Raw genomic sequence first — 25,220 nt, 5'->3', positions numbered from 1 at the left:
TGCTTACAGCGATATTTGTTCCATTGTCTGCAAGATTCGCTTATCTGATATCGGAAAAGGCGTCCCCAACTGCTGGGCAAAATAACTGACGCGTAGCTCTTCAATCATCCAGCGAATATCCTGCACCGCATCGTCGTCACGTCGACTTTGCGGCAGCTTATTCAACCATGTATGCCATGCCTGCTGCACTTGTTCAACTTTCAGCATACGCGCCCGGTCACTGTTGGGATCCACTGGCAATTTTTCCAGCCGACGCTCAATAGCATTCAGATAGCGCAAAGTATCTGGCAACCGTTTCCAGCCGTTTTGCGTAACAAATCCTCGATAAACTAACCCGCCCATCTGGGCTTTAATATCGGATAAGGCTAAAGCCATAGTCATGTCAACGCGGCCTTTAAGGCGCTTATTGATGCTGAATACTGCGGTGAGTATTTGCTCCACCCATTTGGCAATCTGTACCACTGTCTCATTAAGCTCGGCCCTTACTTTATCGTGCAATTTACTGAATTCGGCTTCCTGCCAGGTGGGCCCGCCAAATTCAGCGATCAGCTTGTCCACGCCACAAGCGATACAGTCATCGATAAGGTCCAGCACTTTGCCATATGGATTGAAATAAAGCCCAAGTTTGGCCTTATTCGGCAACTTCTCATGCAGGTATTTAATTGGTGATGGAATATTCAGCAGCAGCAGACGTCGCTGACCGCGCCACATCATTTTACGCTGCTCATCTTCACTATCAAAAAGACGGATTGCGACACTGTCTTTTTCATCCACTAATGCAGGCCAGGCTTTTACGCTGTAATTACCTCGCTTTTGCTCGAAGTGATCAGGTAAATCGCCAAAGCTCCAAAGATGTAATCCACGTTGCTCCAAACCATCATCGGCAACCTTCGACAACGTCTCCTGGACTTTATCTTTGAGCTGCGTACGTAAAATACCGAGGTCTTTACCCTCTTTTAGTTTGCGGTTATGTTCATCCAGTATGCGGAACGACATTTTAAGATGATCGGGCACCTGATCCCACTGCCAGGCCTCACGTTCAATGGTCACGCCAGACATTCGGCGAAACTCCCTTTCTAATGCATCCAGTAGCGGCATTTCCAGCGGTGCCACTCGCCCTAAAAAAGCGTCCGCATAGTTGGGCGCAGGCACAAAGTTACGCCGTATTGGCTTCGGTAGCGATTTAATCAGCGCAATGATCAGTTCTCGGCGCACACCGGGAATTTGCCATTCAAATCCGACTTCTTCAACCTGATTCAACAGCGGTAAGGGAATGTGTACCGTTACGCCATCGGCATCGGTACCTGGTTCAAATTGATAGCTCAAGCGTAGTTTCAGGTTTCCCTGATGCCAGAAATTGGGATAATCCAGCTTGCTCACCTTCTCCGCACCTTCTTTGATGAGCATCTCTTTGGCAAAGTTGAGCAGTTCGGGGGTTTCGCGGCTGACACCTTTCCACCAACGGTCAAAATGACGCGCGGAAACGACCTCATGTCCGATGTGTTGATCATAGAAAGCAAACAAGGTTTCATCATCGACTAAAATATCGCGCCGACGTGACTTATGTTCAAGTTCTTCAATTTCGCCACGCAATTTAAGATTAGCGTTAAAAAATGCATGCCGCGTCTGCCAATCCCCCTCCACCAGCGCATGTCGAATAAACAGCTCGCGTGACAGTGTCGGATCGATCTGGCCGTAATTCACTTTACGCGCCGCGACGATCGGGAGTCCATACAGCGTAACTTTCTCCGTTGCCATCACCGCGCCCTGCGCCTTTTCCCAGTGTGGTTCGCTGTAGCTGCGCTTAATCAGATGCTGTGCAATCGGCTCGATCCAATCGGGTTCAATACGGGCGGCTATACGTCCCCAAAGACGGCTGGTTTCAACCAGTTCAGCCACCATTGCCCATTTTGGGGGTTTCTTAAACAGTCCCGAGCCGGGGAAAATAGCGAACCGGGCATTGCGAGCGCCGGTAAACTCCTGTTTATCCGCATCTTTTTGACCAATATGTGACAACAGGCCAGTTAACAACGCGAGATGAACCTCACGAAATGCTGCCGGTTCACTATTTACCGGGAGCCCCAACTCGCGCACAACCTGCCGCAACTGGGTGTAGATATCCTGCCACTCCCGTACACGCAAATAGTTGAGGTAATCAATCTTGCACTGCCGACGAAACTGGCTGGAGGATAAGATCGTTTGTTGCTCTTTGAGGTAGTCCCACAGATTCACAAAGGCGAGGAAATCTGAATCTTTATCAGCAAACCGCCGATGTTTCTCATCCGACGCCTGCTGTTTTTCCACCGGTCGTTCGCGCGGGTCCTGAATCGATAGCGCCGCCGTGATGATCATCACTTCGCGTACGCAGCCATATTTTTGTGCGGCCAATACCATGCGTGCCAGCCTTGGGTCAACCGGCAACTGAGCCAACTGACGCCCTGACGGCGTTAATTTATAGCGTTGACCATCAGTCTGCGTAATTGCGCCAAGTTCTTCCAGCAGTTTAACGCCATCCTGGATATTGCGTTTGTCGGGGGCTTCGACAAACGGGAAAGCGCTGATATCGCCGAGGCCCAACGCGGTCATCTGCAAAATAACGGAGGCCAGGTTAGTACGTAAAATCTCAGGATCCGTAAAGGCCGGGCGATTCAGAAAATCCTCTTCGGCATACAGTCGGATACAGATCCCTTCAGAAACGCGTCCGCAGCGCCCTTTTCGCTGATTAGCCGAAGCCTGAGAAATAGGCTCAATGGGCAGCCTCTGGACTTTTGTCCTGTAACTGTAGCGACTAATTCGCGCCGTACCCGGATCAATGACATATTTGATGCCGGGCACCGTCAGCGACGTTTCCGCAACATTGGTCGCCAAGACAATACGCCGCCCACTGTGTGGCTGAAAAACGCGATTTTGTTCGGCGTTCGACAGTCGCGCATAGAGCGGTAGAATCTCGGTATGCGGCAAATCACGTTTGGTCAGCGCATCGGCGGTATCACGGATCTCCCGCTCCCCGCTCATAAAAATAAGAATATCACCCCGTCCCTCAGCCCCCAACTCGTCTACGGCGTCGAAGATAGCCTCTAGCTGATCGCGATCGCCTTCATCAATGTTTTCAGATACCGGGCGATAACGAACCTCTACCGGATAAGTACGCCCGGATACTTCAATAACGGGCGCATGATTAAAATGACGAGAGAAACGCTGCGGGTCGATGGTCGCGGAAGTAATAATAATTTTCAGATCCGGGCGACGTGGTAATAGCTCACGCAGATATCCCAGGAGAAAATCGATGTTCAGACTGCGCTCATGCGCTTCATCGATAATGATGGTGTCGTACTGCATCAGCAGGCGGTCCTGCTGGATTTCCGCCAGCAGGATCCCGTCCGTCATCAGCTTGACCTGCGTGGTATCGCTCACCCGATCGTTAAAGCGAACTTTGTAACCAACACAGCCGCCTGGTGTGGTATCTAACTCTTCCGCAATACGGTTAGCCACGGTTCGCGCAGCCAGGCGCCGCGGCTGTGTATGCCCAATAACGCCTTTAATTCCACGTCCCAGCTCCATACATATTTTGGGTAACTGCGTGGTTTTACCCGAACCGGTTTCACCGGCAACAATCACCACCTGATGATCGCGAATAGCCTCCGCGATAAGCTGCTTTTTCTGGCTTACTGGCAAATTTTCAGGAAAGGTGATAACCGGCGTTGCCGCCCTACGCTGAGCCACGCGTGATTCTGCAGCTTCAATTTCTTTATACAATTCTTGTGCAATATTTTGCTGTGCATCGGGGCTTTTGACCCGCTTCGCGTCCTGCAAACGACGCTGGATGCGCTGACGGTCGCGCAGCATAAGCGCGTCCAGTCGTGGAATGAGTGCCATCAGCGGCGAAGAATCCGTATTTATCGACATATTTCATAGACCCGTTACGCGTAGCGACTAGTTCTCAGCGTCGTTGCCGCGAGAGTGTTATCAAAAACAGCAGTGATTGCCGCGCATTTTAGCACAACACCCCATATGACGCGTTTATCCGTCCGGGTAATCATTCAATATTTTCGAAGATAGCGCTCGAAATATTACGCTTTCACTCCGTGGAAATTACCCATAAAGTGTCATCCATTGAGCGGACAGCCTTCCGCGTAAGAGGAACAGGAACAGATCATGAGCAAAGTATTAGTCCTTAAATCCAGCATCCTTGCAGATTATTCACAATCCAGCCAACTGGCCGACTTCTATATTGAACAAGCTCGCGCGTCAGGCAACACACAGATAACCGTACGCGATCTGGCGGCTAATCCTATCCCTGTACTGGACGGTGAACTGGTGGGAGCATTGCGTCCCTCAGGCACTGAGCTAACGCCGCGCCAGCAAGAGGCGTTGGCTCTGTCAGACTCGCTGGTTGAAGAACTGAAAAGCCACGATACCATTGTTATTGCAGCACCTATGTACAACTTCAATATTCCTACACAGCTTAAAAACTATTTTGACCTTGTAGCACGAGCCGGTGTCACCTTCCGTTATACCGAAGCCGGTCCGGAAGGGTTGGTGACGGGTAAACGCGCTATCATTCTGTCAAGCCGCGGGGGAATTCATAAAGATACGCCGGCCGATTTACTGACACCTTATGTGAAACTTTTCCTCGGGTTTATTGGCATCACTGACGTCAACTTCGTGTTTGCTGAAGGCATTGCTTATGGTCCCGAAGTGGCGACTAAAGCGACTAACGACGCCAAAGAAGCCATCCGACAGCTCATTACTGCCTGAGATTGCAGTCAATAAGAGATATCGCCGGGCTTAGCCCCGGCTTTTCTTATTGGGCATTTTTACGCAACCACTGTCCATTAATACCCCGCACAAAGCTTCCAGGCGCGGCGCGCTGCACCAATTTTTCACCGGCGATTCTCGCCACTTCCGCCGTTGATAAATTATTGTTTTGCGCGACACGCTGGTAGTGTTCTTCCCGCCCCTGATTGATTTGGCTAACCAGTTTCAGCGTTTCGCTATCTTGTTTTACCGGTGCAATATAACCGCTGAGTGTTTCGCCAACCCGCCCTTGCTGCCGAGCCTCATCCAGCGTGAGTGCCAGGGCAGCAGGCGAGGCCATCGCACCGCATATTATTATCCACAGCCACTTTTTCATCACCGTCTCCGTTAAAACAAATCGCTTTGGTTTTTCAGCATCGCCTCAACGTCTTTATCCACTTTAATATGAATTTCATGTTCTATCTTAACGTTCATATTAATGGTTATCGGCTCTTTGGGAGCAGCAAGTTCAATGCGCGGCACACAGCCGCTAAGCAGCATCAGCACAGGTAGCAGCACCAGTGCGTTCCTGACGAATGTCATGGGTTATTTTCCTTTTGCGACGGCAAGGTGGCGTTCTGTTCCACCCAGGATTGCAAGTTATCGCCAAAGCGCAGGCTGCGCCAGAGTTGAAATAGATTTTCATGATGACTGTAATTGAGGGTTACGCGCTGGGTTTGCCCATGAAAACGGCTGCTGCCATCCACTTCTGCTTTCATGATGACATTACCTAAATTATCAAGATTAAGGGTCGCCCATGAACGAGAAATTTCCATATAGCGTAACCAGTCAATCGCCAGGCCGGCAGCAATGTTATCGTTGGAAATGGTATTGGCCATGTCATCATCAAGGCGCAGTGTAAGATTCCCGCTATTGGCGATCCAGCCATCTTTGATTAACCACTGGGGGTGGTTCAACCACAACGGCAACTCACCATTAATACGTCCGGACATAGCAATCTGCTTGGGTTTAAGGGCGGTGATCAGCTCACTGAGACTGATATTGTGCAAGCGCAGCAGCGCAGCTGCACGCTGCGGCAACCCCAGTTGCGCCATGCTCAGTTGCCCGCCCAAAATATCAACATTTACATTCATCAAATCCAGCGGCTGTTTATCATTCCATGGATACCAGCCCTGCAAATCCGCCGTAAAGTTACGCATGGCAAACTGATTCTTTATCTCGTGAATGCGCAGTGAAACCGGTCCCCGCGTCCCGAAGTACCACTGATGCGTTTTCAGACGGAACGGTAGCGAAAAATCGATACCATTGATTTCATTATCCGGCATCCAAACGCTACCGTCCTTCACTACCCAGTGACCGCCGGCTTCAAAGCCCTGCTCGCTGGCTGCAGAAAAGGCAACCTGAGCGTTCAGCGTACCCGACTGAATTTTCATTTTGCTGTCCGGGCTCAGCAACGGCTGGAAAACCGTCAGTGATTGCTGTGGCCACCATGCCTGACCACGCAGGCGATCACCGTCCCAGCGGCCATTAACCCGTACCGGACCAATCGCTCCCGCCTCCAGCGCTCCGTTATAGATAAAGTCCGACGGATCACGACCTTTTACCACCATATTCAGCGTGGATGGCGGTAAATAACCGCCAGAGGAAAAGCGAGTTTCACGCGCAGCAAGTTGTAATTCGCCATTAAATGAGGGGGTTTCTGCGGAACGCTCCCAGCGAACAGGGGCATTTAACGTCAGGCGCGGTGATTTGACGTCAACCATTCCATAACTCAGTCGATCGAACCCCGTCGACAGTGTGTTGAGTTCAATCATTGTATCCTGCCAGCTGCCGGTACCACCAACATCCCATTTCGCCGCCAACGGTGCCATCTCACCTTTACCCCAATAGCGCCAGACCCAGCGCCCCTTATCTGGCCAGAAATCACTGGCTCGGCCATCCAGATGCAGGTCAAAGCGTCCCATTTGTGGATCATGTGCGTTGAGGATCGCTTGTAAGCGACCATCAATCCCCGATGATGAAACTTTTACGCCAGCCAGCGGCCAGCGGGCTTCATCCACTTCCAGCGTTGACAGCAGTCGGCCACGCATACGCAGCAGTGCGCCCGGCTGTAGCGTGACGTAAGGATTAAGGACAGATCCTGCCAGCATTCCTGGCATTGATGTATAAAATTGCAGATTTGCCAGTTTACTCTCCCCGGTTAGTTGGAAGGGTAATTGACTATTGTTCGGATCGAGGCGGCCCGGTCCAAGGCTCAACACAATATTACCTTTGCCACCGCGCCCTTGAGTGACCATGTTCAGACGCGCGCGGATCTCCATTGCCTGTAATCCCTGCCGCCATTGACTTAGCGTTAGATTCACACCGCCAGAAAGTGGTTGTATGGCATAGGGCCAACGCCACTGTCCCTGTTGAATCGCAATAGTTTCACCCGAAACTCGCCAGGGAAAGATAAGCAACGGCTGCTTATCATCCTGTTGGTAAACCGTGAATTGCCCCTGTTTCTGCCGCCAGTTCATGGCCAACGTCAGCGGTTGAGGGAAAGTGTCCAGTATAACGTTACCCTGTAACGCCCCCACCTGTGGCATCCCCTCAGGATACGCAGGCAACCGGATTTTACCGCTCAACATTACGGGCGCTTTTAGCGCTGGATAATTGAATTTCAGGCGCTGGATCGCCAGTTGTTGGCCTGTGAGGTTTAGCTCCAATTCAAGGTTCTCACCGCTGTAGCGCAGTTTTTGATGCTGTGCATCCAACGCCAACTGCAACTCGCCAGCATAGGTTTCATAGGGAGAAATGACAAACTGCCGGATCGTAATATCGGCTCCGGGTAACAGCGCTTGCCACTCTGCAACAGAACGGGGCGTGGTTGGCGTATTACTGGCAGGCAGGTTACCCAGGCAGTGGCTATTAAGCGCCACCTTTTCGGCCACCGCCTGCCAGCGACCGGCATGTCTGGTCAGGGTCGCCGCCTGCACGGCGGCTATCTCACAATCTCCGACAGCATAACGAATACCCGGTAACCAGATGCCGCCGTTGCGCCAGCGTGGATTGCCGTCCAGTATGATACGAGTATCCTGCGGCAGCCAGATCCCCGCAAGGCGAGGTAACCACTGGCTTACGCTTAGCAGTAAGCCCAGTATCAGGAGAGCCAGCGCCAACGTCGCCGTACAGAAAACTTTAAAGCCCCGAGTCATGGCACTGAATATCCATTATGTTCATAGATCCTTAGTATAAATGATGGCACGTAACGGCTCACTGGTGAAGTTTTTATCGACGAATCAACAGACTCCTCCGATAATGACGATAGAACTACCGGCGGCATTTTCCACGTAAAAGCGCACTTTTAAGTAACAGCACAAGATAAACAGATTAATTATTGAGGGCCGGCCTCTTACACGGCAAATGAGACGTCTCAGGTGCGAAGTGATACCAACAGTACTGGTTGCGCGCCATAATCGGATAGCAGGAGGCAATATGAAACTTGCGGTATACAGTACAAAACAATATGACCGAAAGTACCTTGAACACGTTAACGCGCATTACGGTTTTGAGCTGGAGTTTTTTGACTTTTTGTTAACCGAGAAAACTGCGGTCAACGCCGCGGGCTGTGATGCCGTCTGCATGTTTGTGAATGACGAGGGAAGTCGGGGCGTACTTGAAGCGCTCGCCGCTGAAGGCGTTAAGTATATTGCTCTTCGTTGCGCCGGTTTTGATAATGTCGATCTTGATGCGGCAAACGCGCTCGGCCTTAAAGTCGTTCGGGTTCCCGCCTATTCCCCTGAAGCCGTTGCAGAACATGCTGTTGGTATGATGATGGCTTTAAACCGCCATATCCACCGTGCCTATCAGCGCACCCGGGATGCTAATTTTTCGCTGGAAGGCTTAATTGGTTTCAATATGCATAGGCGTACGGCGGGCGTCGTCGGTACCGGGAAAATTGGCGTTGCCACGCTGCGTATCCTTAAAGGATTTGGCATGCGTCTTCTCGCATTCGATCCCTGGCCCAATCCACAAGCGCTGGAACTTGGTGCTGAATATGTGGATATCAACACCCTATTCAGCCACGCGGACGTTATCACCCTCCACTGTCCGCTAACGGATGAAAACCATCATCTGCTGAACACACAAGCATTTAGCCAGATGAAAGAGGGTGTGATGATTATTAATACCAGTCGTGGAGGCTTGATCGATTCGCAAGCCGCGATCGACGCACTGAAACAGCAAAAAATTGGTGCTCTTGGAATGGATGTCTATGAAAACGAACGCGATTTATTCTTTGAAGATAAGTCGAATGATGTTATTCAGGACGATGTTTTCCGCAGGCTTTCTGCCTGCCATAACGTCCTGTTCACTGGCCATCAGGCTTTCTTAACTGCTGAAGCGCTAATCAGTATTTCGGAAACGACCTTAGAAAATATCAGGCAACTGGATACGGGTATCGCCTGCAGCAATATGCTAACAACCTGACACGCAGGTACTCTGGAAGCCATTACCGCTGATATCATGGCTGCAGGTTAGTAACGCGCGCAGGAGCCATTAAGTAACGCGCTTTCCCCGCAGCGGCGTCCGTTTGCCAACTGGCACATTCCCACGGATGAACCATCCAGTTGACGTGATAAGGCAAGCGCCCCTCCGGCACTGGCACAACTACTTGCCGCCAGCTCGGACATCACGACTTTAGGTGGCACATGGGCGGCGGTGGCTTGTTGTGGCGGCTCATTGTCTGCACTGCTGCATGCTGAAAGCACGAAGGCAGCGCCGACAAGCAGAAAGGTCGTGACTTTCATCTGTCAGGCTCCAAAAGAGTATAAAAAAAAGACGTTGCCAGCATAAGCCACGTTTTGTGTCAGGTCGATATGCAACATAACTTTTTACCAAAAAAAAATTATGAAAATAGCAATCGTAAAATTCCTGTTTACTCTGTTTTTTTACCAGCATGGCAGTAAAGCGCTAACACCTCTGAAGCACGTACCGATGTGATCAACACGGGGCTGCGTCAAGGATAACGGATGTCACTATGAGAAAGAGGAAAAACTATGCTAATGGATTTGTTATTACGTATTGCCCTGGCAGGCGCGCTAGGCGGTCTGATAGGACTGGAGCGTCAGCTACGTGCTAAAGAAGCTGGCTTGCGTACACATATTTTAGTGGGCATTGGCAGTGCGATGTTTATGATCGTTTCGAAATATGGTTTTGACGACATTCTCTCGCAAACGCATATAGGCCTGGACCCCAGTCGTATCGCCGCGCAAGTGGTCAGCGGTATGGGTTTTCTTGGCGCAGGCACCATCATTATCCAGAAGCAGATCGTCAAAGGCCTGACGACGGCAGCAGGTTTATGGGTAACCGCCGCGATCGGGTTAGTCATCGGTAGCGGCATGTATGAGATCGGTATTTACGGTACGCTGATGGCTTTAGTTGTGCTGGAAACGTTTCGTCGCATCAGCCACTGGATTGTTGGCCATCACCATACGTTTATTTTTCAGCTTAAACCGAAGAGCGTGCCCGGCGTATTGGAAGCATTACAAAGAGAGCGAGTGCGCTACGGTCAGATCACAGTGGTTAATCGTGATAAAGAATCCGGGGTGTGTGAGCTGATGATTGACGTGACACTGTCACGAAAAATACCGACCAGCATGCTGTATGAAAGTTTGTTAGAGGTTAAAGGCGTAGAGTCACTGGAGATGCATTAAAATTATACCCATTTGATCTCTGGTGCTATTACCAGCGTTTTATCATAAAAGTCAAAATTCCCTCAAAGCGTCTTTGCTAGACTTAGCATATTCGCATCAGTCGTACTCGGCAGATGACCCGGTATTCTAGTTTAAGGGCTTTTTATGATAACCATTGATGGTAATGGCGCGGCTGCTTCTGTGGCCTTTCGCACCAGCGAAGTGATCGCTATTTATCCTATTACTCCCAGTTCAACTATGGCCGAGCTGTCAGATTCCTGGGCGGGTGATGGCCGGAAAAATATCTGGGGCGATGTGCCGCGCGTCGTCGAAATGCAGTCCGAGGCTGGTGCGATCGCTACCGTACATGGCGCTTTACAAACCGGCGCCCTCTCCACGTCCTTTACCTCCTCGCAGGGCTTGCTGCTGATGATCCCCACGCTGTACAAACTGGCAGGTCAGTTGACGCCATTTGTACTGCATGTAGCCGCACGCACCATAGCAACTCACGCACTGTCAATTTTTGGCGATCACTCTGACGTGATGGCGGTACGACAGACAGGATGTGCACTACTGTGTGCCAGCAACGTGCAGGAGGCGCAGGATTTTGCATTGATAGCGCAAATAGCCTCGCTGAACAGTCGCATCCCTTTCATTCACTTTTTTGATGGTTTCCGTACTTCGCATGAAATTAACAAAATTGCGCCACTCTCCGATGACACACTGCGCACGCTGATGCCGCAATCAGCAATTGATGCACATCGTCAACGTGCTCTGTCGCCTGATAATCCTGTGATACGCGGTACTTCAGCCAATCCCGATACCTATTTTCAGTCACGCGAAGCCACTAATCCCTGGTACAACGCCACGTTCGCACATGTCGAACAGGCGATGGAGGCGTTCGAAGGAGAAACAGGACGCCGCTATTATCCTTTTGAATACTATGGTCATCCACAAGCAGAGCGCGTAATCGTGCTAATGGGATCAGCCATTGGTACATGCGAAGAAGTCATTGATGAATTGCTACAGCAGGGTGACAAGGTCGGCGTGGTGAAAATCCGCCTTTATCGCCCCTTTTCAGCGCAACATTTACTGCAAGTTATACCGACAAGCGTGAAAAGTATCGCGGTACTCGACCGCACAAAAGAACCCGGCGCACTGGCGGAACCCCTCTATCTTGATGTGATGACCGCAGTGGCTGAAGCCTTCAGCCGTGGAGAGCGTCGCAGCATGCCGCGCATCATCGGCGGACGTTATGGCCTATCCTCAAAAGAATTCGGTCCCGAGTGCGTCCTGGCGGTATTTCATGCTCTGGCCGGTGATCATCCCCCAGCGCGCTTTACCGTCGGCATTTATGACGATGTGACACATCTATCGCTTCCTCTACCCGAACATGCGTTACCAAACCATGCGAAGCTGGAAGCACTATTCTACGGACTGGGCAGCGATGGCAGTGTCTCCGCCACCAAAAATAACATCAAAATTATTGGTAATGCGACGCCGCTCAATGTGCAGGGCTATTTTGTCTATGATTCAAAAAAAGCGGGCGGGTTAACCGTTTCTCATCTGCGAGTAAGCGATCGGCCAATCCACTCTGCATATCTGATTAATAGCGCCGATTTTGTTGGCTGCCACCAACTGCAATTTATCGATAAATATCAAATGGCGGAGCAGCTAAAACCCGGTGGTATTTTTCTGCTTAATACGCCATATGCAGCCCACGAGGTCTGGTCACGCCTGCCCCAGGAAGTACAGGCGGTACTGAATCAGAAACAGGCGCGATTCTACGTGATCAACGCGGCGAGAATCGCCCGTGACTGCCAGCTCGGCGCACGTATTAACACCGTTATGCAGATGGCATTCTTCCAGTTAACCCAGATTCTACCCGGTGAGACGGCGCTGGCCGCGCTGCAAAATGCCATTGCTAACAGTTACAGCAGTAAAGGCCAGGAACTGGTTGAACGCAACTGGCAGGCGCTTGCAACTGCACAGGAGGCCATACAGCCTGTGCCACTTGAGCCCGTTGATAGCACTAGCCCGGTGCGCCCGCCTGTGGTTTCCGATGCCGCCCCTGATTTTGTTAAAACCGTTACCGCAGCCATGCTGGCAGGATTGGGCGATGCCCTCCCGGTATCTGCACTACCGCCGGACGGCACCTGGCCGACAGGAACCACGCAATGGGAAAAACGGAATATTGCGGAAGAAGTGCCAATCTGGAAGCCCGAACTGTGCACCCAATGCAACCACTGCGTTGCAGCTTGCCCCCATTCGGCTATTCGCGCCAAAGTTGTACAGCCGCAAGCACTGGCAGATGCACCGGACCAGTTGCAATCTCTTGATGTAAAAGCACGCGATATGCGCGGGCAAAAATATGTGCTGCAGGTCGCACCGGAAGATTGCACTGGATGCAACCTGTGCGTAGAAGTTTGTCCGGCAAAAGATCGGCAGGATCCGTCAATTAAAGCCATCAATATGATGTCGCGCCTTGACCACGTTGAAGAAGAAAAAGAGAACTATGATTTCTTCCTCAATCTACCTGAAATCGATGCCGCTCAGCTCGAGCGTATTGATATTCGTACATCACAGTTGATCTCACCATTATTTGAATATTCCGGCGCCTGTTCCGGCTGCGGTGAAACACCTTACATCAAGTTACTGACCCAACTGTATGGCGATAGACTATTGATTGCTAACGCCACCGGTTGCTCATCAATTTATGGTGGCAACCTTCCTTCTACACCTTACACCACTAACGCCGACGGTCGAGGCCCCGCGTGGGCTAACTCGCTTTTTGAAGACAATGCTGAGTTTGGCTTAGGTTTTCGTCTAACCGTCGATCAACACCGTCACCGCGTTACTCGTCTGCTGGAGAGTTATGCCGACCGCCTGCCAGAGACATTGCTGGAAGCATTAAAAAGTGACAGCGTCACGACAGAACAGCGCCGTCAGCAGATCGCGGAACTACGTGCGCTGCTAAGTCACGTAGATGAGCCTGCTGCCCGGCAATTAATTACCGATGCTGATGCGCTGGTTGATAAATCGATTTGGTTGATTGGGGGGGATGGTTGGGCTTACGATATTGGCTTTGGTGGGCTTGATCATGTCCTTAGTCTGACGGAGAACGTCAATATTTTGGTACTTGATACCCAATGCTATTCCAACACCGGCGGTCAAGCCTCTAAGGCCACCCCGCTGGGGGCTGTGACCAAATTTGGCGAACATGGAAAACGCAAATCACGTAAAGACTTAGGCGTAAGTATGATGATGTACGGCCATGTTTATGTCGCACAGATTTCACTCGGCGCACAGTTGAATCAAACAGTGAAAGCCATTCAGGAAGCGGAGTCATGGCCTGGCCCTTCGCTGATTATTGCCTACAGCCCATGTGAAGAGCATGGCTATGATTTGGCGCTGAGCCACGATCAAATGCGTCAGCTTACTGCGTCCGGCTTCTGGCCACTTTATCGTTTTGATCCGCGACGTGCTGATGAAGGCAAGTTGCCGCTTTCCCTTGATTCCCGTCCACCTTCTAGTGAACTGGATGATGCGCTGATGAATGAGCAACGTTTCAGAAGATTAAACACGCAACAGCCTGAAGTGGCTAAACAGCTATGGCATGATGCGGCAGAAGATGTAAAACGCCGTTATGCGTTACTCGCGCAAATGGCTGGTAAAAGCGATAAAATTGACGGGTAATGCGCCCTTTGCCAGCAGAGTCTGGTTCAATAAATATAGAGGATGAACATGAGCAACAATACGAAATTAGTAATCGCAAAGTTTGTGGCACAACCGGGCAAGGCCGATGCGCTAAAAAAAGTATTAACTAACGTTCTTGCCCCAAGCCGCGCCGAAGAAGGCTGTATTCATTACGATCTGTATCGCAGCATTGAAGATGGAAACGTTTTCTTATTCCATGAGACCTGGAAGGATCAGGCAGCGCTTGACCATCATAACCAGCAGCCTCATCTCCAAAAGGTCATTGTTGATACAGAATCTCTGCTTAAGCAGCCTGCTGAAGTCAACGTTTTTTAAATTTTGCAGCTGCGCCCTGCTTCCGGCATAAACGTGCTGAGGCAGGCAAGGCTCGCTTTTCGCGTCGGGGCTATGAACATAGCCCCGATTGCTACGAGTCAGTTACTTTAGTAACTGAACGCGACAGCTTTTACCTTTGATTTTCACTTGCTGAAGCTGTTTCATCGCCTGGCGGGCCGCATCTTGCCGAATGGCAACATAAGCATGGGTGGTGGTGATAGCGATCTTACCCACGACCTCTGCGTTCAATCCAGCCTCGCCGGTTAGCGCACCCAGAATATCACCCGGACGAATTTTAGCTTTCCGTCCACCTTCGATGCATAAAGTCGACATTTCAGCCGGTAGCGCCACGATGGGCGCTGACTTCAACGCCGCATTCGGTTGCCAGTTCAGTGTCATCTGCAGATAATCTTCCAGCGCATGCGCTCTTACCATCTCATCCGCCGCTACAAAACTCACCGCTTCACCATGCTGCCCCGCACGCGCGGTACGGCCAATACGGTGAACGTGTACCTCAGGATCAAAAGCAAGCTGGTAGTTAACCACCAGCGCCAGTTCTTTAATGTCCAGGCCGCGCGCAGCCACATCGGTCGCAACCAGCACCCGACAGCTACCATTGGCAAACTGGATCAATACCCGATCGCGATCGCGCTGTTCAAGATCGCCGTGCAATGCCAGCGCGCTAATATTATGACCTTCCAGCGCTTCAGCAATATCGTCACATTCACGTTTAGTATTACAAAATACTACACAGGATTTAGGTTGCTGCGTACTCAACAGGCCCGCCAGCAGCGCTACTTTTTCTCGATTCCCGGCTTCATAGAATGTTTGCTCAATCGTTGGCAGCTCGGATACGTCCCCGGTTTCAATGGTTAGCGGATCACGCTGGATGCGTTGACTAATCTGCGCAATGCTCTGCGGCCAGGTAGCGGAAAACAGTAACGTTTGCCGAGTAGACGGCGCAAAGCTGATGATGTCGTCGATATCCTCACGAAATCCCATCTCCAGCATGCGGTCGGCTTCATCCAGCACCAGACTTTTCAGACTATTCAGTTTCAGGGTTTCACGTTTGAGATGATCGATGATACGGCCCGGTGTACCTACCACAATGTGCGGCGCGTGAACTAAAGAGTCACGCTGTGCTCCCACTGGCTGGCCACCGCACAGCGTCAGAATTTTGATGTTTTGGGTAAAACGCGCCAGTCGACGCAGCTCTTTGGTCACCTGGTCCGCCAGTTCACGCGTTGGACACAACACCAGCGACTGGGTGACAAAACTTGAAGCATCAATGGTCTGGAGAATGCCAAGACCAAAAACAGCGGTTTTTCCGCTCCCCGTTTTGGCCTGCGCACGGACATCATGTCCGGCCAGTATGGCCGGAAGCGCCGCTGCCTGAATCGGTGTCATGGTTTGGTAACCCATCTCTTCGAGATTGGCAAGCTGGCTGGCGGGCAGTGTCGTCAGGGTTGAAAAAGCGGTCACGGAAAACTCTCTACATAAAATCGGGGGATCGTGGCGCGCAGTTTACCAGAAAAGTCCCGTTTACCTGCACCATTCGGCGGAGTGATGAAATCAGTAGTCAATTAATCAGATAGCAATCTTTGTCATTAAGCACCCAAGCCCATCCTAACAGCTTCCTTTGCCATCTGTTTGCGAGGCGATGTTTCGGGGGGGATGACCGGTGCATCTGACTGTATCAGCAATTGCAGGGGGCACACCGGAAAGCATTGATAAAACGCGTTGGCATTCGGCGTCGTAATCCGTACCATACGCGACAGACTTTTACCTGCAGGCTTTTGTCAGCTGGCGCGGGCTCCTCTTTTATCACTAACCAGAGGGTGAGCGATATATGACGTATACGGAGTCCGGGCGAAAGAAATGAGTAACGAAACAATTTCTATACTTAACGCTAAGCTGGAACAACAGCTTTCATGCCCCACATTGCAATGAGTCGTTAAATTATGCAACAAAATCAAGAAACCACAAAAAAAGAGCAGTACAATCTGAATAAACTGCAGAAACGCCTGCGCCGTCATGTTGGCGAGGCTATCGCTGATTTTAATATGATCGAAGATGGTGACCGCATTATGGTTTGTCTGTCCGGCGGCAAGGACAGTTATACCATGCTGGAAATGCTGAGCAGCCTGCAGAAAAGCGCCCCTATTTCCTTTTCACTTGTAGCCGTTAACCTGGATCAGAAACAGCCAGGTTTTCCTCAGCATATCCTGCCGCAATACCTTGAAACGTTAGGTGTTGAATACAAAATTGTTGAAGAAAACACCTACGCGATCGTTAAAGATAAGATCCCGGAAGGTAAAACCACTTGTTCCCTGTGTTCTCGTCTTCGCAGGGGTATTCTTTATCGTACTGCCAGCGAGTTAGGTGCCACTAAAATCGCCCTCGGCCACCATCGGGATGATATTCTTCAAACGCTTTTCCTGAATATGTTCTATGGCGGAAAAATGAAAGGCATGCCGCCTAAGTTAATGAGTGATGACGGCAAGCACATTGTTATTCGACCACTGGCTTACTGCCGGGAAAAAGATATCGAACGTTTTGCGATTGCGCGCGAATATCCGATTATTCCGTGCAATTTGTGCGGCTCTCAACCTAACCTTCAGCGTCAGGTTATTGCCGATATGCTGCGTGACTGGGATAAGCGTTATCCCGGGCGTATTGAAACGATGTTTAGCGCAATGCAAAATGTTGTTCCTTCGCATCTGGCAGATACTGCGCTATTTGATTTTAAAGGCATTCAACATGGAAGTGAGGTGGTTGACGGAGGCGATCTGGCTTTCGATCGTGAACCCCTGCCGGTCCAGCCTGCGGGATGGCAACCGCAAGATGACGATGAGATGTCATCTGCCCAGCGACTGGATATTTTAGAAATTAGATGATACTGACGCAGACCTCTCTTCAGCAAGGAAAAGAGGTCTGCCCGCTGAACAATCATTACCAGACGTACGGCGGTGGATCGATGATTGGGTGGGGGTCCGGCTCTGTCGGTGGTGGTTCAGGTATCGGCTGGGGTTGTGGAATCGGATTAGGTATGGGCACAGGGTCGGTGGGAACCGGATCTGACATGTGTAAACATTCAGCGTTATTAAGCATAAACATGCTTCCTCCTCTCGTATTCCTGAATAATAGGCGCATGACCAATGTAATCACGGGATGCCGTGCGGCTATTAACTAGAAAGGTAAGTATAGGAACGACAGGACGAGCCGACAAACCATAAAAAAAGCCGGCCAAATAAGCCGGCGTCGTACGAATTAAAAGTGCTATGCAGTAATTCGAAAATGGAAGTAAGACAATTAAGGAGCGCAACGCCCATCGCTTGACGTTGCATTCACCTGCGGAACTGATTCTGCGCCAAAGCAGTAGCGGTTTTATTGATGTCGATCACTTTTTTTTCCGCTTTCTCTGTTTTACGCAATTAATTATTTGTTTTATCACAACCATTTACGTCTTCTTAACCACCATGCAACACCCAGGACCAGTAGCACCAGCAGCAGACAAAAAACACTAAAACCATAGCGCCATGCCCCACCGGGAATACCACCAAGGTTAACGCCAAACAGCCCGGTAAGGAATGTTGTCGGCAGAAACACCATCGCCAGTAGCGACATAGTATAGGTTCGACGATTCATCGCATCCGCCATAATGGTCGTAATTTCATCGGCTAATACCGCTGTACGTGCCACGCTGGCATCCAGATCATCCAATCCCCTCCCCAACCGGTCGGAAATTTCCTGCATACGCCGTCGTTCGTTGTCATCCATCCATGCCAAACGCTCGCTGGCAAGGCGGGCATAGACATCGCGCTGTGGCGCCATGTAACGTCGCATGACAATGATCTGTTTACGTATTAGCGCTAATTCACCGCGTGCCGGCACCTGCTGCTCCAGTAAAGCATCCTCCAGCTCAATGATTTTATCATGCAATTGCTCAATAAATTCACTGGCGTGATCGGTCAGCGCTTCACAGACATCAACCAGCCAGCTTCCCCCATCCACAGGACCGTTGCCATTTTGTAGATCGGATAACACCTCATCAATAGCAAAAACTTTACGTCGCCGCGTGGAAATAATGAGTTTTTCATTGATAAATACCCGGATAGCAACCAACTGATCGGGACGTGATTCCGTGTTTAAATTGACACTGCGTAGCGTGATCATGAAGCCATCGCTTAACTTACTGACCCGCGGGCGCATACTGTCACCAGAGAGAGCCGCCCGCACCGAATCAGGTAATAGCGGCGTAGACATCAACCAGTCCGCGCTTTCACGGCGAGTGTAGTTAAGGTGAAGCCAGCAAGGGCGATCGCAATTGATCACATCCTTATCTTCAATCGGGATCAGCCCGCCCTTTCCATCAAGCTGGCAAGAGATGATTGCATCAGAAACCTGCAGCGCTTTACCTTCAATAACGTCCACATCATGCCCCGGCATCAACATAATCAATACGATACAGTCTAGCCTGACACCAGGTAGATGCAATATGCCACTTTTTCACAAAATGTTAATGCCCCGTAGAAGGCGGCGATTTCCGCATCAAACTCATTTGATAACAATCTACAATTGCTCTTTTTACCTAGTGCTTAAGGATGTACAACTCATGGCTATAAGCCACATCTTCAGGATTTTCGATCGGATAGCCTTTCACCCACGGCTTGATCAAGCGGCCATTAGTATATTGATAAATCGGCGCAATAGGAGCCTGATCGGCGATGAGTTGCTCCGCCTGGTTGTAATCATCATTACGCGCAGCAGCATTACTTTCCCGGCTTGCTTTATCTAATACCGCGTCGTACTCGGCGTTACTGAATTTCGCGATATTACCGCTGTGTCGGGAGCCTAACAGACTCAGGAAGGTTGAAGGTTCATTATAGTCCCCCACCCATGAAGCGCGGATCACGTCAAAGTTACCGCTGTTACGGCTGTCGATATAGGTTTTCCACTCCTGATTCTGTAATTTCACATTAATCCCCAGGTTCTTTTTCCACATTGATGCGACTGCAATGGCAATTTTCTGGTGATTTTCTGACGTGTTATACAGCAACGTCAGGTTTAGCGGTTTTGTCGGGCCGTAGCCCGCTGCTGCCAGTAGCGCTTTTGCCTGAGCATTTAACTCCTCCTGGGAGTACTGCTGCAGAATACTCTGCTTTGGCCTGAAGCCCGATGTGACATCAGGTGTAAAGTGCCAGGCGGGTTTTTCCCCGGTACCTAACACCTTCTGCGCAATGATGTTGCGATCGATGGTCCAGGAGAGCGCTTTACGTACTCGCACATCAGCCGTCGGCCCTTTCCGGGTATTAAAGGCGTAATAATAGGTGCCCAGTTGGTCGGGAGTATAAACTTCAGCAGGAATCTGTTTCTTCAGCAACGCATAAAGGTTTTTAGGGAAGGACTCCGTAATATCAATATCCCCAGCCCGATAACGCTTGGTGGCACTGGATTCTTCATTGATGGGGAGAAAGGTCACTTTTGTCAGAACGGAATGCGCATTGTCCCAATAGTGTTCATTAGGCACCAATACCAGCTTTTCATTTACTACCCGTTCCTGAAGTTTATAGGCTCCGTTCCCAACCAGGTTACTGGTTTTAGTCCAGTCACTCCCGTGCGCATCAACCACTTTTTGCGGCACAGGGAAGAGACTGACATTGGCTGTCAGGCTAACAAAATAAGGCACCGGCTTTTCAAGCGTGACTTTTAGGTGGTAAGCATCGAGTGCAACCACCCCAAGTTTATCTGGCGTCATTTCACCTTTGGTAATGGCGCCAGCATTAGAGATACCGGCCAGTTCGGCAAACCAGGCAAAAGACGATGTGTTCACGGGATCGACCAGCCGGCGCCAACTGTAGACAAAATCACTGGCCGTTACCGGATCGCCGTTTGACCACTTTGCATCTTTACGTAAGGTGAAAATCCAGCTTTTACTGTCATTACTTTGCCAGTTCTGCGCAACTCCTGGGATGATATTTCCCTGTGCGTCCTGATTAGTGAGGCCTTCAAACAGATCGCGAAGAACCTGAATTTCAGGTAATCCTACCGCCTTTACCGGATCGAGCGATGCCGGTTCGTCCTTAATATGACGAACAATTTCCTGCCGCTCTGCCAACGCGGTTCCCGTCGGCACGGTGGCCGCCAGAACAGAGGAAGTTGCGCAGGCGGCCAGCAGTGCGCCTAACGTAAAGCGAAAAGGTGTCATCATTACTTACCCTTAGCCTGTCGAAGGAAAATAAAAAAAATTATCCCGAAGAGACCTGGTCCGGCCACATTTGTTCACTGACTTTAGTGCGTCCTACGCGATGTTGAGCAGCGCATAGCCAGCCAACACAGATCCCGTTTGTTGTTACTTAAATGTCCAGGATAAATCATATTGTCTGGCACTTTAGCGCAAATCATTGATCGATAAATAGCTATTTTACGCGAAACGATCGGGCTCACATATTTCCCCTGGTTCAGCGGCGTGTTTGATTAAAATCTGCGCACCCGACATCAATAAAGCGTCTTAAAACAGATGATCGTCACTGAAAACGATCCTCGTATCGGAGGGTGATTGCCGCCAGCCCGTCTTTCCGCTAGCGTAGAACATCTTATTGGGTAGGTGATAAGTTCAGGGGTTACATTATGTCTTTGTTACATCCGCGAACGCGGCGCGGTAAGCTTGATGCTCAGATGGAAAATTACGGTGCATCACGGTTGGGTGCTCCACTACTTTGGTTTCCTGCGCCCCAAGCCGATGACGATAGCGGATTAATCCTGGCTGGCACACACGGTGATGAAACAGCCGCCGTTGTGACCCTCTCCTGCGCCATGCGTACCCTACAAGCGTCGCATCGGCGTCATCATGTAGTCCTGGCGGTGAATCCCGATGGGTGCCAACTGGGCCTACGCGCAAACGCGCAGGGTGTCGATCTCAACCGCAATTTTCCCGCAGCTAACTGGCAACATGGCGATACTGTGTACCGCTGGAACAGCGCAGCCGAAAAGCGGGACGTCATTTTATCTGCCGGAAATGCCCCCGCTTCTGAGCCAGAAACGCAGGCTTTATGTAATTTGATCCATCAACTTAAACCGGCATGGGTCGTTACGTTTCATGAGCCTCTGGGCTGCGTTGAAGATCCTCACACCAGTATGCTTGGCCAGTGGCTGGCCAAAAAAATGACGCTCCCGCTGGTCACTAGCGTCGGTTATGCAACACCGGGGTCATTTGGCAGTTGGTGCGCCGATTTAAGCCTGCCCTGTATCACCGCCGAACTCCCCGCGATCTCTGCTGATGAATCCAGCGAAACCTTTCTGCACGCGATGATTGATTTACTTACGTGGCAACCCTGAGAGTAATTTTCCCGCTGGAGAAATGCAGCCCTGGCTCAACGTCAACCGCCAGCCAGGTCGGACCATCAAGATCGACAAAGCGCGCCAGCGGCGCCAATGGCAACGCGGCATTGATCGCTCGGGATGTGCAAAGCATACAGCCAAGCATAATGCCAAATCCCGCCGCACGGGCCGCCTCTGCCAGCGCGAGGGCTTCCGTCAAACCACCGGTTTTATCCAGCTTGATATTAATCATCTCATAGCGATTATGCAGCATATTCAGGCTGTTGCGGGTATGGCAGCTCTCATCAGCACAAATCGGCAGAGGATGGATGAAATTTTCAAGCGCGGTATCCTCATGCACCGGTAGCGGTTGCTCCAGCATAACGACACCGAGATCGGCGAGAAGCTGGCAGCGCGCCGCCAGCCCCTCGCTTTTCCATGACTCGTTCGCATCGACAATTAACTGTGCTTCCGGAACCGCTGTGCGGATTGCCATCATCCGCTCGGTAATCATGTGATCATCAAGTTTGATTTTGAGCAGGCGGGCACCGTTTTGCCATAACGCCAGCGCGCTACTGGCCATCACGTTAGGTTCGTCGATACTGACGGTCTGTGCCATTGTCACCTCATCAGGCATAGCCGTTGCGGTGAGTTGCCAAAGTGAACGCCCCGCTTTGCGGCTTTCCAGATCCCACATTGCGCTGTCGATCGCATTGCGCGCAGCGCCAGCAGGCAAAATATCCTGTAACTCTGCCCGCGTTATTCCTCGTTCCAGCGAGGGCAAAATTGCACAAATCTGTGCCAACACCGAAGCCTCACTTTCACCATAGCGAGGGTAAGGCGTGCATTCACCGATGCCCTTGATGCCGTTATCTTCCAGCTCAACCACCACCACACCCGCTTCGCTTCGGGCCCCGCGCGCGATAACAAACGGTGAATGTAATGGCCAGGCTTCAGGGTAAATTTTTACAGCAATCATCCATGTATCCTTAGGTTAAATGATGTTGATTTTTTAGCGCATCATGACCATTGTTGCTATTTCGTACCGCGCAAAATATTAAAATTGTGCCACGCTTAACAGCTCACTGTACGCCATGAACATCACCCTCATCGGTTGGATAATGGCAGGCGGGCAAAGGCAGTGAAATCTAAAATCTGCTGCCTGAACTCTGGCAGACATAATTTCTCTGTCTCAGCCCGCCGGATTGCCTTACACTGGCCGACGTGTCAAACACATGTATAAGGAACCAGTATGTCTCAATCAGTTCTGTTTCAGGGTAATCCTGTTGCTGTTGCCGGTCAGATTCCAACGCCTGGTCAGGCGGCGAAGCCGTTTACTCTCGTCGCAAAAGATCTTTCTGATGTTACGCTCTCCACTTATGCCGGAAAGCGTAAAGTCCTGAACATTTTCCCCAGTATTGATACCGGTGTCTGCGCTGCTTCAGTGCGTAAGTTCAACCAACTGGCAAATGAATTAGAGAATACCGTTGTATTGTGTATCTCTTCCGACCTTCCCTTCGCACAGTCACGCTTTTGCGGATCAGATGGTTTAAGCAACGTCGTGACCTTATCTACGCTGCGCAATGACGAATTTAAAGAAGATTATGGCGTCGCAATTGCGGATGGCCCACTAAAAGGGTTAACTGCTCGCGCGGTTGTCGTGCTGGATGATAAAGATCAGGTGTTATATAGCCAATTAGTGAATGAAATCACTAATGAACCTGATTACGATGCTGCACTGGCCATTTTGAAAAAATAAGCCTCTGCCGATAAAATAACGGGTCGGCTTTGCTGACCCGTTATCGCTCGGCGCTACGTTTTTTTCTGGCTCAGTCCATATTCACGCAACTTATTAGCAATCGCAGTATGGGACACGCCCAGACGTTTCGCCAACTTACGCGTACTCGGGTAGGAAAGATAAAGTCGCGTTAGCACCGAACGCTCAAAACGGCTGGTAATTTCATCAAGCGATCCTTCTATCGCTTCATCGCCCAGGGATAACTCCAGCGTCAATTCAGGTAAAATAATATCCTGCGGCCGTAGTTCATAACCTTCAAGTTGCGTTAACGCACGATACAGCGCATTTTTGAGCTGACGTACGTTACCGGGCCAGCTGTAGCGCATTAAAAATCCGTTCAACTGCGATGACAGTCTCGGACATGTCACGCCCTGTTCATCGGCAAAGCGCGCAACGAACATTTCCGTCAGTGGCAAAATATCCTGCGGTCGCTCACGCAACGGCGGCAAATGCAGCGTCAATACGTTAAGCCGGTAGAAAAGGTCTTCCCTAAACTCACCTCGATGAACCAATTCAGTCAAGTTTTTTTGGGTCGCACAAATCACGCGCACATCGACATGTACTTCATGCTCTTCCCCTACGCGACGAAAGGTGCCGTCGTTAAGAAAACGCAGTAATTTAGTCTGCATACGCGGCGACATTTCGCCAATTTCATCCAGTAATACCGATCCGCCGTTCGCCTGCTCAAAAAACCCTTTCTTTCCTTCCAGCGCATTGGGGTAAGCGCCTGCTGCATGACCAAACAGTTCACTTTCGGCGACATCATCCGGTAGAGAAGCACAGTTCAATGCAAGAAACGGCTTTTTACCCCGGGAACTGCGCAAATGGCAGGCACGCGCCAGCATATCTTTTCCCGTGCCGGTATCGCCTACAATCAGCAACGGCGCATCCAACATAGCCAGTTTGCGTGCCTGATCGATAACCTGACGCATTTTCGGGTTGACCGCGACGATGTGTTCAAACTCAGAATCATCGTTTACCGCAAGATTCTGCAACTGCTGCCCCATACGCGCAGTAGATTTCAACATAACTACCGCGCCCACCGGGCCTTCCGGTTGTTCCTTGACGTCATTCAGATAAATAGGCCGTGCTTCCATCAGAAAATCTCGCCCCTGAATGAGCACATGTTGTGCCTGAGCTTCAACCCGTTCACTTTCAAGCCAGCGCATAAAATTGAAACCGGGGATCAGCGTACCCGCGCTATGGCCGCGCATTTTTTGGTCGTCAAGATCAAATAAGATTTGCGCCGCAGGGTTAGCCAGCTCAACTTTACTTTTCAGATCGATGGAAAATACCGGATCCGGTAGCGCAACCAGCAACGCACTCAGCGCTCGATGCTCGCGCTCAGAGGGCAAAAATGTCACGGTACGTACATCGGTCACCCCGGAAATACGACGAATTTCAGCCATCAAATTGCTAAACTGATCAAAGGCAATGGCGGAAAAGTTCAGATAAATACGCCCTATAGGGGCAATTTCAATGCCGCGAAGATCAATACTCCGCTCGACCAGCAAATCCAGCAGTTCACGCGTCAGACCGATTCGGTCCTGGCAAAAGACTTCCAAGCGCATGGGATGGCCTTATTCAATGTATAAGAAACAAATTTCCAAATAATATGCCATCATACGGCAGGTCAG

General features: G+C 50.6%; 19 protein-coding genes. 8 read left to right on the top strand and 11 right to left on the bottom strand.

What is annotated here, in order from left to right; translation table 11 throughout:
* Window positions 1-3: 3 nt before the first annotated feature.
* Window positions 4-3,906, bottom strand: a complete 3,903-nt coding sequence (gene hrpA / locus J1C60_RS08960; RefSeq protein WP_128174540.1) for an ATP-dependent RNA helicase HrpA — start codon at window positions 3,904-3,906, stop codon at window positions 4-6.
* Window positions 3,907-4,155: 249 nt separating this feature from the next.
* On the opposite strand from hrpA, the gene J1C60_RS08955 reads away from it, so the two are divergent.
* Entirely contained in the window at window positions 4,156-4,758 is a 603-nt protein-coding gene (locus J1C60_RS08955; RefSeq protein ID WP_128174542.1) for an FMN-dependent NADH-azoreductase, read from the top strand.
* A gap of 46 nt (window positions 4,759-4,804) precedes the next feature.
* Here J1C60_RS08955 and J1C60_RS08950 read toward each other — a convergent pair whose 3' ends face one another.
* The 3 genes from J1C60_RS08950 to J1C60_RS08940 are packed head-to-tail and all read right to left on the bottom strand — an operon-like array spanning window position 4,805 to window position 7,955.
* Window positions 4,805-5,134 (bottom strand): YdbL family probable chaperone protein, encoded by a 330-nt coding sequence (locus J1C60_RS08950; protein WP_128174544.1) that lies wholly within the window; start codon window positions 5,132-5,134, stop codon window positions 4,805-4,807.
* A gap of 11 nt (window positions 5,135-5,145) precedes the next feature.
* Entirely contained in the window at window positions 5,146-5,340 is a 195-nt protein-coding gene (locus J1C60_RS08945; RefSeq protein WP_128174546.1) for a YnbE family lipoprotein, read from the bottom strand.
* Complete coding sequence (locus tag J1C60_RS08940) at window positions 5,337-7,955, bottom strand: YdbH family protein (protein ID WP_128174548.1); 2,619 nt, start codon at window positions 7,953-7,955, stop codon at window positions 5,337-5,339. Before J1C60_RS08940 ends, J1C60_RS08945 begins: the two co-directional genes overlap by 4 nt.
* A gap of 280 nt (window positions 7,956-8,235) precedes the next feature.
* Between J1C60_RS08940 and J1C60_RS08935 the strand changes: the two genes are divergently transcribed.
* Complete coding sequence (locus J1C60_RS08935; protein ID WP_128174550.1) at window positions 8,236-9,228, top strand: 2-hydroxyacid dehydrogenase; 993 nt, start codon at window positions 8,236-8,238, stop codon at window positions 9,226-9,228.
* Window positions 9,229-9,275: 47 nt separating this feature from the next.
* Here the strand turns inward: J1C60_RS08935 and J1C60_RS08930 are convergent, their stop codons facing one another.
* On the bottom strand, window positions 9,276-9,548 hold the full coding sequence (locus tag J1C60_RS08930; protein WP_128174551.1) for a putative hemolysin: 273 nt from the start codon (window positions 9,546-9,548) through the stop codon (window positions 9,276-9,278).
* Between the two features lie 249 nt (window positions 9,549-9,797).
* On the opposite strand from J1C60_RS08930, the gene J1C60_RS08925 reads away from it, so the two are divergent.
* From J1C60_RS08925 to J1C60_RS08915, 3 genes are all read left to right on the top strand, one after another.
* The gene (locus J1C60_RS08925) at window positions 9,798-10,454 is read left to right on the top strand and encodes an MgtC/SapB family protein (RefSeq protein WP_128174553.1); all 657 of its coding nucleotides are present in this window, start codon (window positions 9,798-9,800) and stop codon (window positions 10,452-10,454) included.
* 144 nt (window positions 10,455-10,598) lie between these two features.
* A complete protein-coding gene (nifJ, locus tag J1C60_RS08920; protein WP_128174555.1) occupies window positions 10,599-14,129 on the top strand; it encodes a pyruvate:ferredoxin (flavodoxin) oxidoreductase in 3,531 nt (1,176 codons plus the stop codon).
* A 48-nt stretch (window positions 14,130-14,177) separates the two neighbouring features.
* The gene (locus J1C60_RS08915) at window positions 14,178-14,465 is read left to right on the top strand and encodes a putative quinol monooxygenase (RefSeq protein ID WP_128174557.1); all 288 of its coding nucleotides are present in this window, start codon (window positions 14,178-14,180) and stop codon (window positions 14,463-14,465) included.
* A 102-nt stretch (window positions 14,466-14,567) separates the two neighbouring features.
* Here J1C60_RS08915 and dbpA read toward each other — a convergent pair whose 3' ends face one another.
* Entirely contained in the window at window positions 14,568-15,947 is a 1,380-nt protein-coding gene (gene dbpA, locus J1C60_RS08910; RefSeq protein WP_128174558.1) for an ATP-dependent RNA helicase DbpA, read from the bottom strand.
* 479 nt (window positions 15,948-16,426) lie between these two features.
* Between dbpA and ttcA the strand changes: the two genes are divergently transcribed.
* Window positions 16,427-17,362, top strand: coding sequence for a tRNA 2-thiocytidine(32) synthetase TtcA (gene ttcA, locus J1C60_RS08905; protein WP_128174560.1), 936 nt, complete (start codon window positions 16,427-16,429; stop codon window positions 17,360-17,362).
* A 55-nt stretch (window positions 17,363-17,417) separates the two neighbouring features.
* Here ttcA and ynaL read toward each other — a convergent pair whose 3' ends face one another.
* From ynaL to J1C60_RS08895, 3 genes are all read right to left on the bottom strand, one after another.
* Window positions 17,418-17,576 carry a proline-rich small protein YnaL gene (gene ynaL, locus J1C60_RS18755; RefSeq protein WP_479688385.1) on the bottom strand — a complete coding sequence of 53 codons (159 nt, stop codon included), beginning with the start codon at window positions 17,574-17,576 and terminating at the stop codon, window positions 17,418-17,420.
* Between the two features lie 339 nt (window positions 17,577-17,915).
* Window positions 17,916-18,899 (bottom strand): zinc transporter ZntB, encoded by a 984-nt coding sequence (gene zntB / locus J1C60_RS08900; RefSeq protein WP_128174562.1) that lies wholly within the window; start codon window positions 18,897-18,899, stop codon window positions 17,916-17,918.
* 157 nt (window positions 18,900-19,056) lie between these two features.
* Entirely contained in the window at window positions 19,057-20,676 is a 1,620-nt protein-coding gene (locus J1C60_RS08895) for a peptide ABC transporter substrate-binding protein (RefSeq protein ID WP_128174564.1), read from the bottom strand.
* A gap of 419 nt (window positions 20,677-21,095) precedes the next feature.
* Here J1C60_RS08895 and mpaA point away from each other — a divergent pair, with 419 nt between their 5' ends.
* On the top strand, window positions 21,096-21,803 hold the full coding sequence (mpaA, locus tag J1C60_RS08890; RefSeq protein WP_128174566.1) for a murein tripeptide amidase MpaA: 708 nt from the start codon (window positions 21,096-21,098) through the stop codon (window positions 21,801-21,803).
* Here mpaA and ycjG read toward each other — a convergent pair.
* On the bottom strand, window positions 21,787-22,764 hold the full coding sequence (gene ycjG, locus J1C60_RS08885; protein WP_128174568.1) for an L-Ala-D/L-Glu epimerase: 978 nt from the start codon (window positions 22,762-22,764) through the stop codon (window positions 21,787-21,789). The two genes, mpaA and ycjG, sit on opposite strands and share 17 nt — an antisense overlap.
* Before the next feature lie 273 nt (window positions 22,765-23,037).
* Here ycjG and tpx point away from each other — a divergent pair, with 273 nt between their 5' ends.
* Window positions 23,038-23,544: a thiol peroxidase gene (tpx, locus tag J1C60_RS08880; protein ID WP_128174569.1), complete on the top strand. Its 507-nt coding sequence runs from the start codon at window positions 23,038-23,040 to the stop codon at window positions 23,542-23,544.
* Window positions 23,545-23,597: 53 nt separating this feature from the next.
* Here the strand turns inward: tpx and tyrR are convergent, their stop codons facing one another.
* On the bottom strand, window positions 23,598-25,154 hold the full coding sequence (gene tyrR, locus J1C60_RS08875; RefSeq protein ID WP_128174571.1) for a transcriptional regulator TyrR: 1,557 nt from the start codon (window positions 25,152-25,154) through the stop codon (window positions 23,598-23,600).
* Between the last annotated feature and the right edge of the window lie 66 nt (window positions 25,155-25,220).

Source organism: [Pantoea] beijingensis (assembly GCF_022647505.1).
Classification (GTDB): domain Bacteria; phylum Pseudomonadota; class Gammaproteobacteria; order Enterobacterales; family Enterobacteriaceae; genus Erwinia; species Erwinia beijingensis.
This window is presented reverse-complemented; position numbering and strand designations above follow the sequence as displayed.

Coding starts and splice junctions, on each gene's coding strand:
- hrpA (WP_128174540.1), bottom strand. CDS start 3,906: ATGTCGATAAATACGGATTCTTCGCCGCTGATGGCACTCATTCCACGA.
- J1C60_RS08955 (WP_128174542.1), top strand. CDS start 4,156: ATGAGCAAAGTATTAGTCCTTAAATCCAGCATCCTTGCAGATTATTCA.
- J1C60_RS08950 (WP_128174544.1), bottom strand. CDS start 5,134: ATGAAAAAGTGGCTGTGGATAATAATATGCGGTGCGATGGCCTCGCCT.
- J1C60_RS08945 (WP_128174546.1), bottom strand. CDS start 5,340: ATGACATTCGTCAGGAACGCACTGGTGCTGCTACCTGTGCTGATGCTG.
- J1C60_RS08940 (WP_128174548.1), bottom strand. CDS start 7,955: ATGACTCGGGGCTTTAAAGTTTTCTGTACGGCGACGTTGGCGCTGGCT.
- J1C60_RS08935 (WP_128174550.1), top strand. CDS start 8,236: ATGAAACTTGCGGTATACAGTACAAAACAATATGACCGAAAGTACCTT.
- J1C60_RS08930 (WP_128174551.1), bottom strand. CDS start 9,548: ATGAAAGTCACGACCTTTCTGCTTGTCGGCGCTGCCTTCGTGCTTTCA.
- J1C60_RS08925 (WP_128174553.1), top strand. CDS start 9,798: ATGCTAATGGATTTGTTATTACGTATTGCCCTGGCAGGCGCGCTAGGC.
- nifJ (WP_128174555.1), top strand. CDS start 10,599: ATGATAACCATTGATGGTAATGGCGCGGCTGCTTCTGTGGCCTTTCGC.
- J1C60_RS08915 (WP_128174557.1), top strand. CDS start 14,178: ATGAGCAACAATACGAAATTAGTAATCGCAAAGTTTGTGGCACAACCG.
- ttcA (WP_128174560.1), top strand. CDS start 16,427: ATGCAACAAAATCAAGAAACCACAAAAAAAGAGCAGTACAATCTGAAT.
- ynaL (WP_479688385.1), bottom strand. CDS start 17,576: ATGCTTAATAACGCTGAATGTTTACACATGTCAGATCCGGTTCCCACC.
- J1C60_RS08895 (WP_128174564.1), bottom strand. CDS start 20,676: ATGATGACACCTTTTCGCTTTACGTTAGGCGCACTGCTGGCCGCCTGC.
- mpaA (WP_128174566.1), top strand. CDS start 21,096: ATGTCTTTGTTACATCCGCGAACGCGGCGCGGTAAGCTTGATGCTCAG.
- ycjG (WP_128174568.1), bottom strand. CDS start 22,764: ATGATTGCTGTAAAAATTTACCCTGAAGCCTGGCCATTACATTCACCG.
- tpx (WP_128174569.1), top strand. CDS start 23,038: ATGTCTCAATCAGTTCTGTTTCAGGGTAATCCTGTTGCTGTTGCCGGT.
- tyrR (WP_128174571.1), bottom strand. CDS start 25,154: ATGCGCTTGGAAGTCTTTTGCCAGGACCGAATCGGTCTGACGCGTGAA.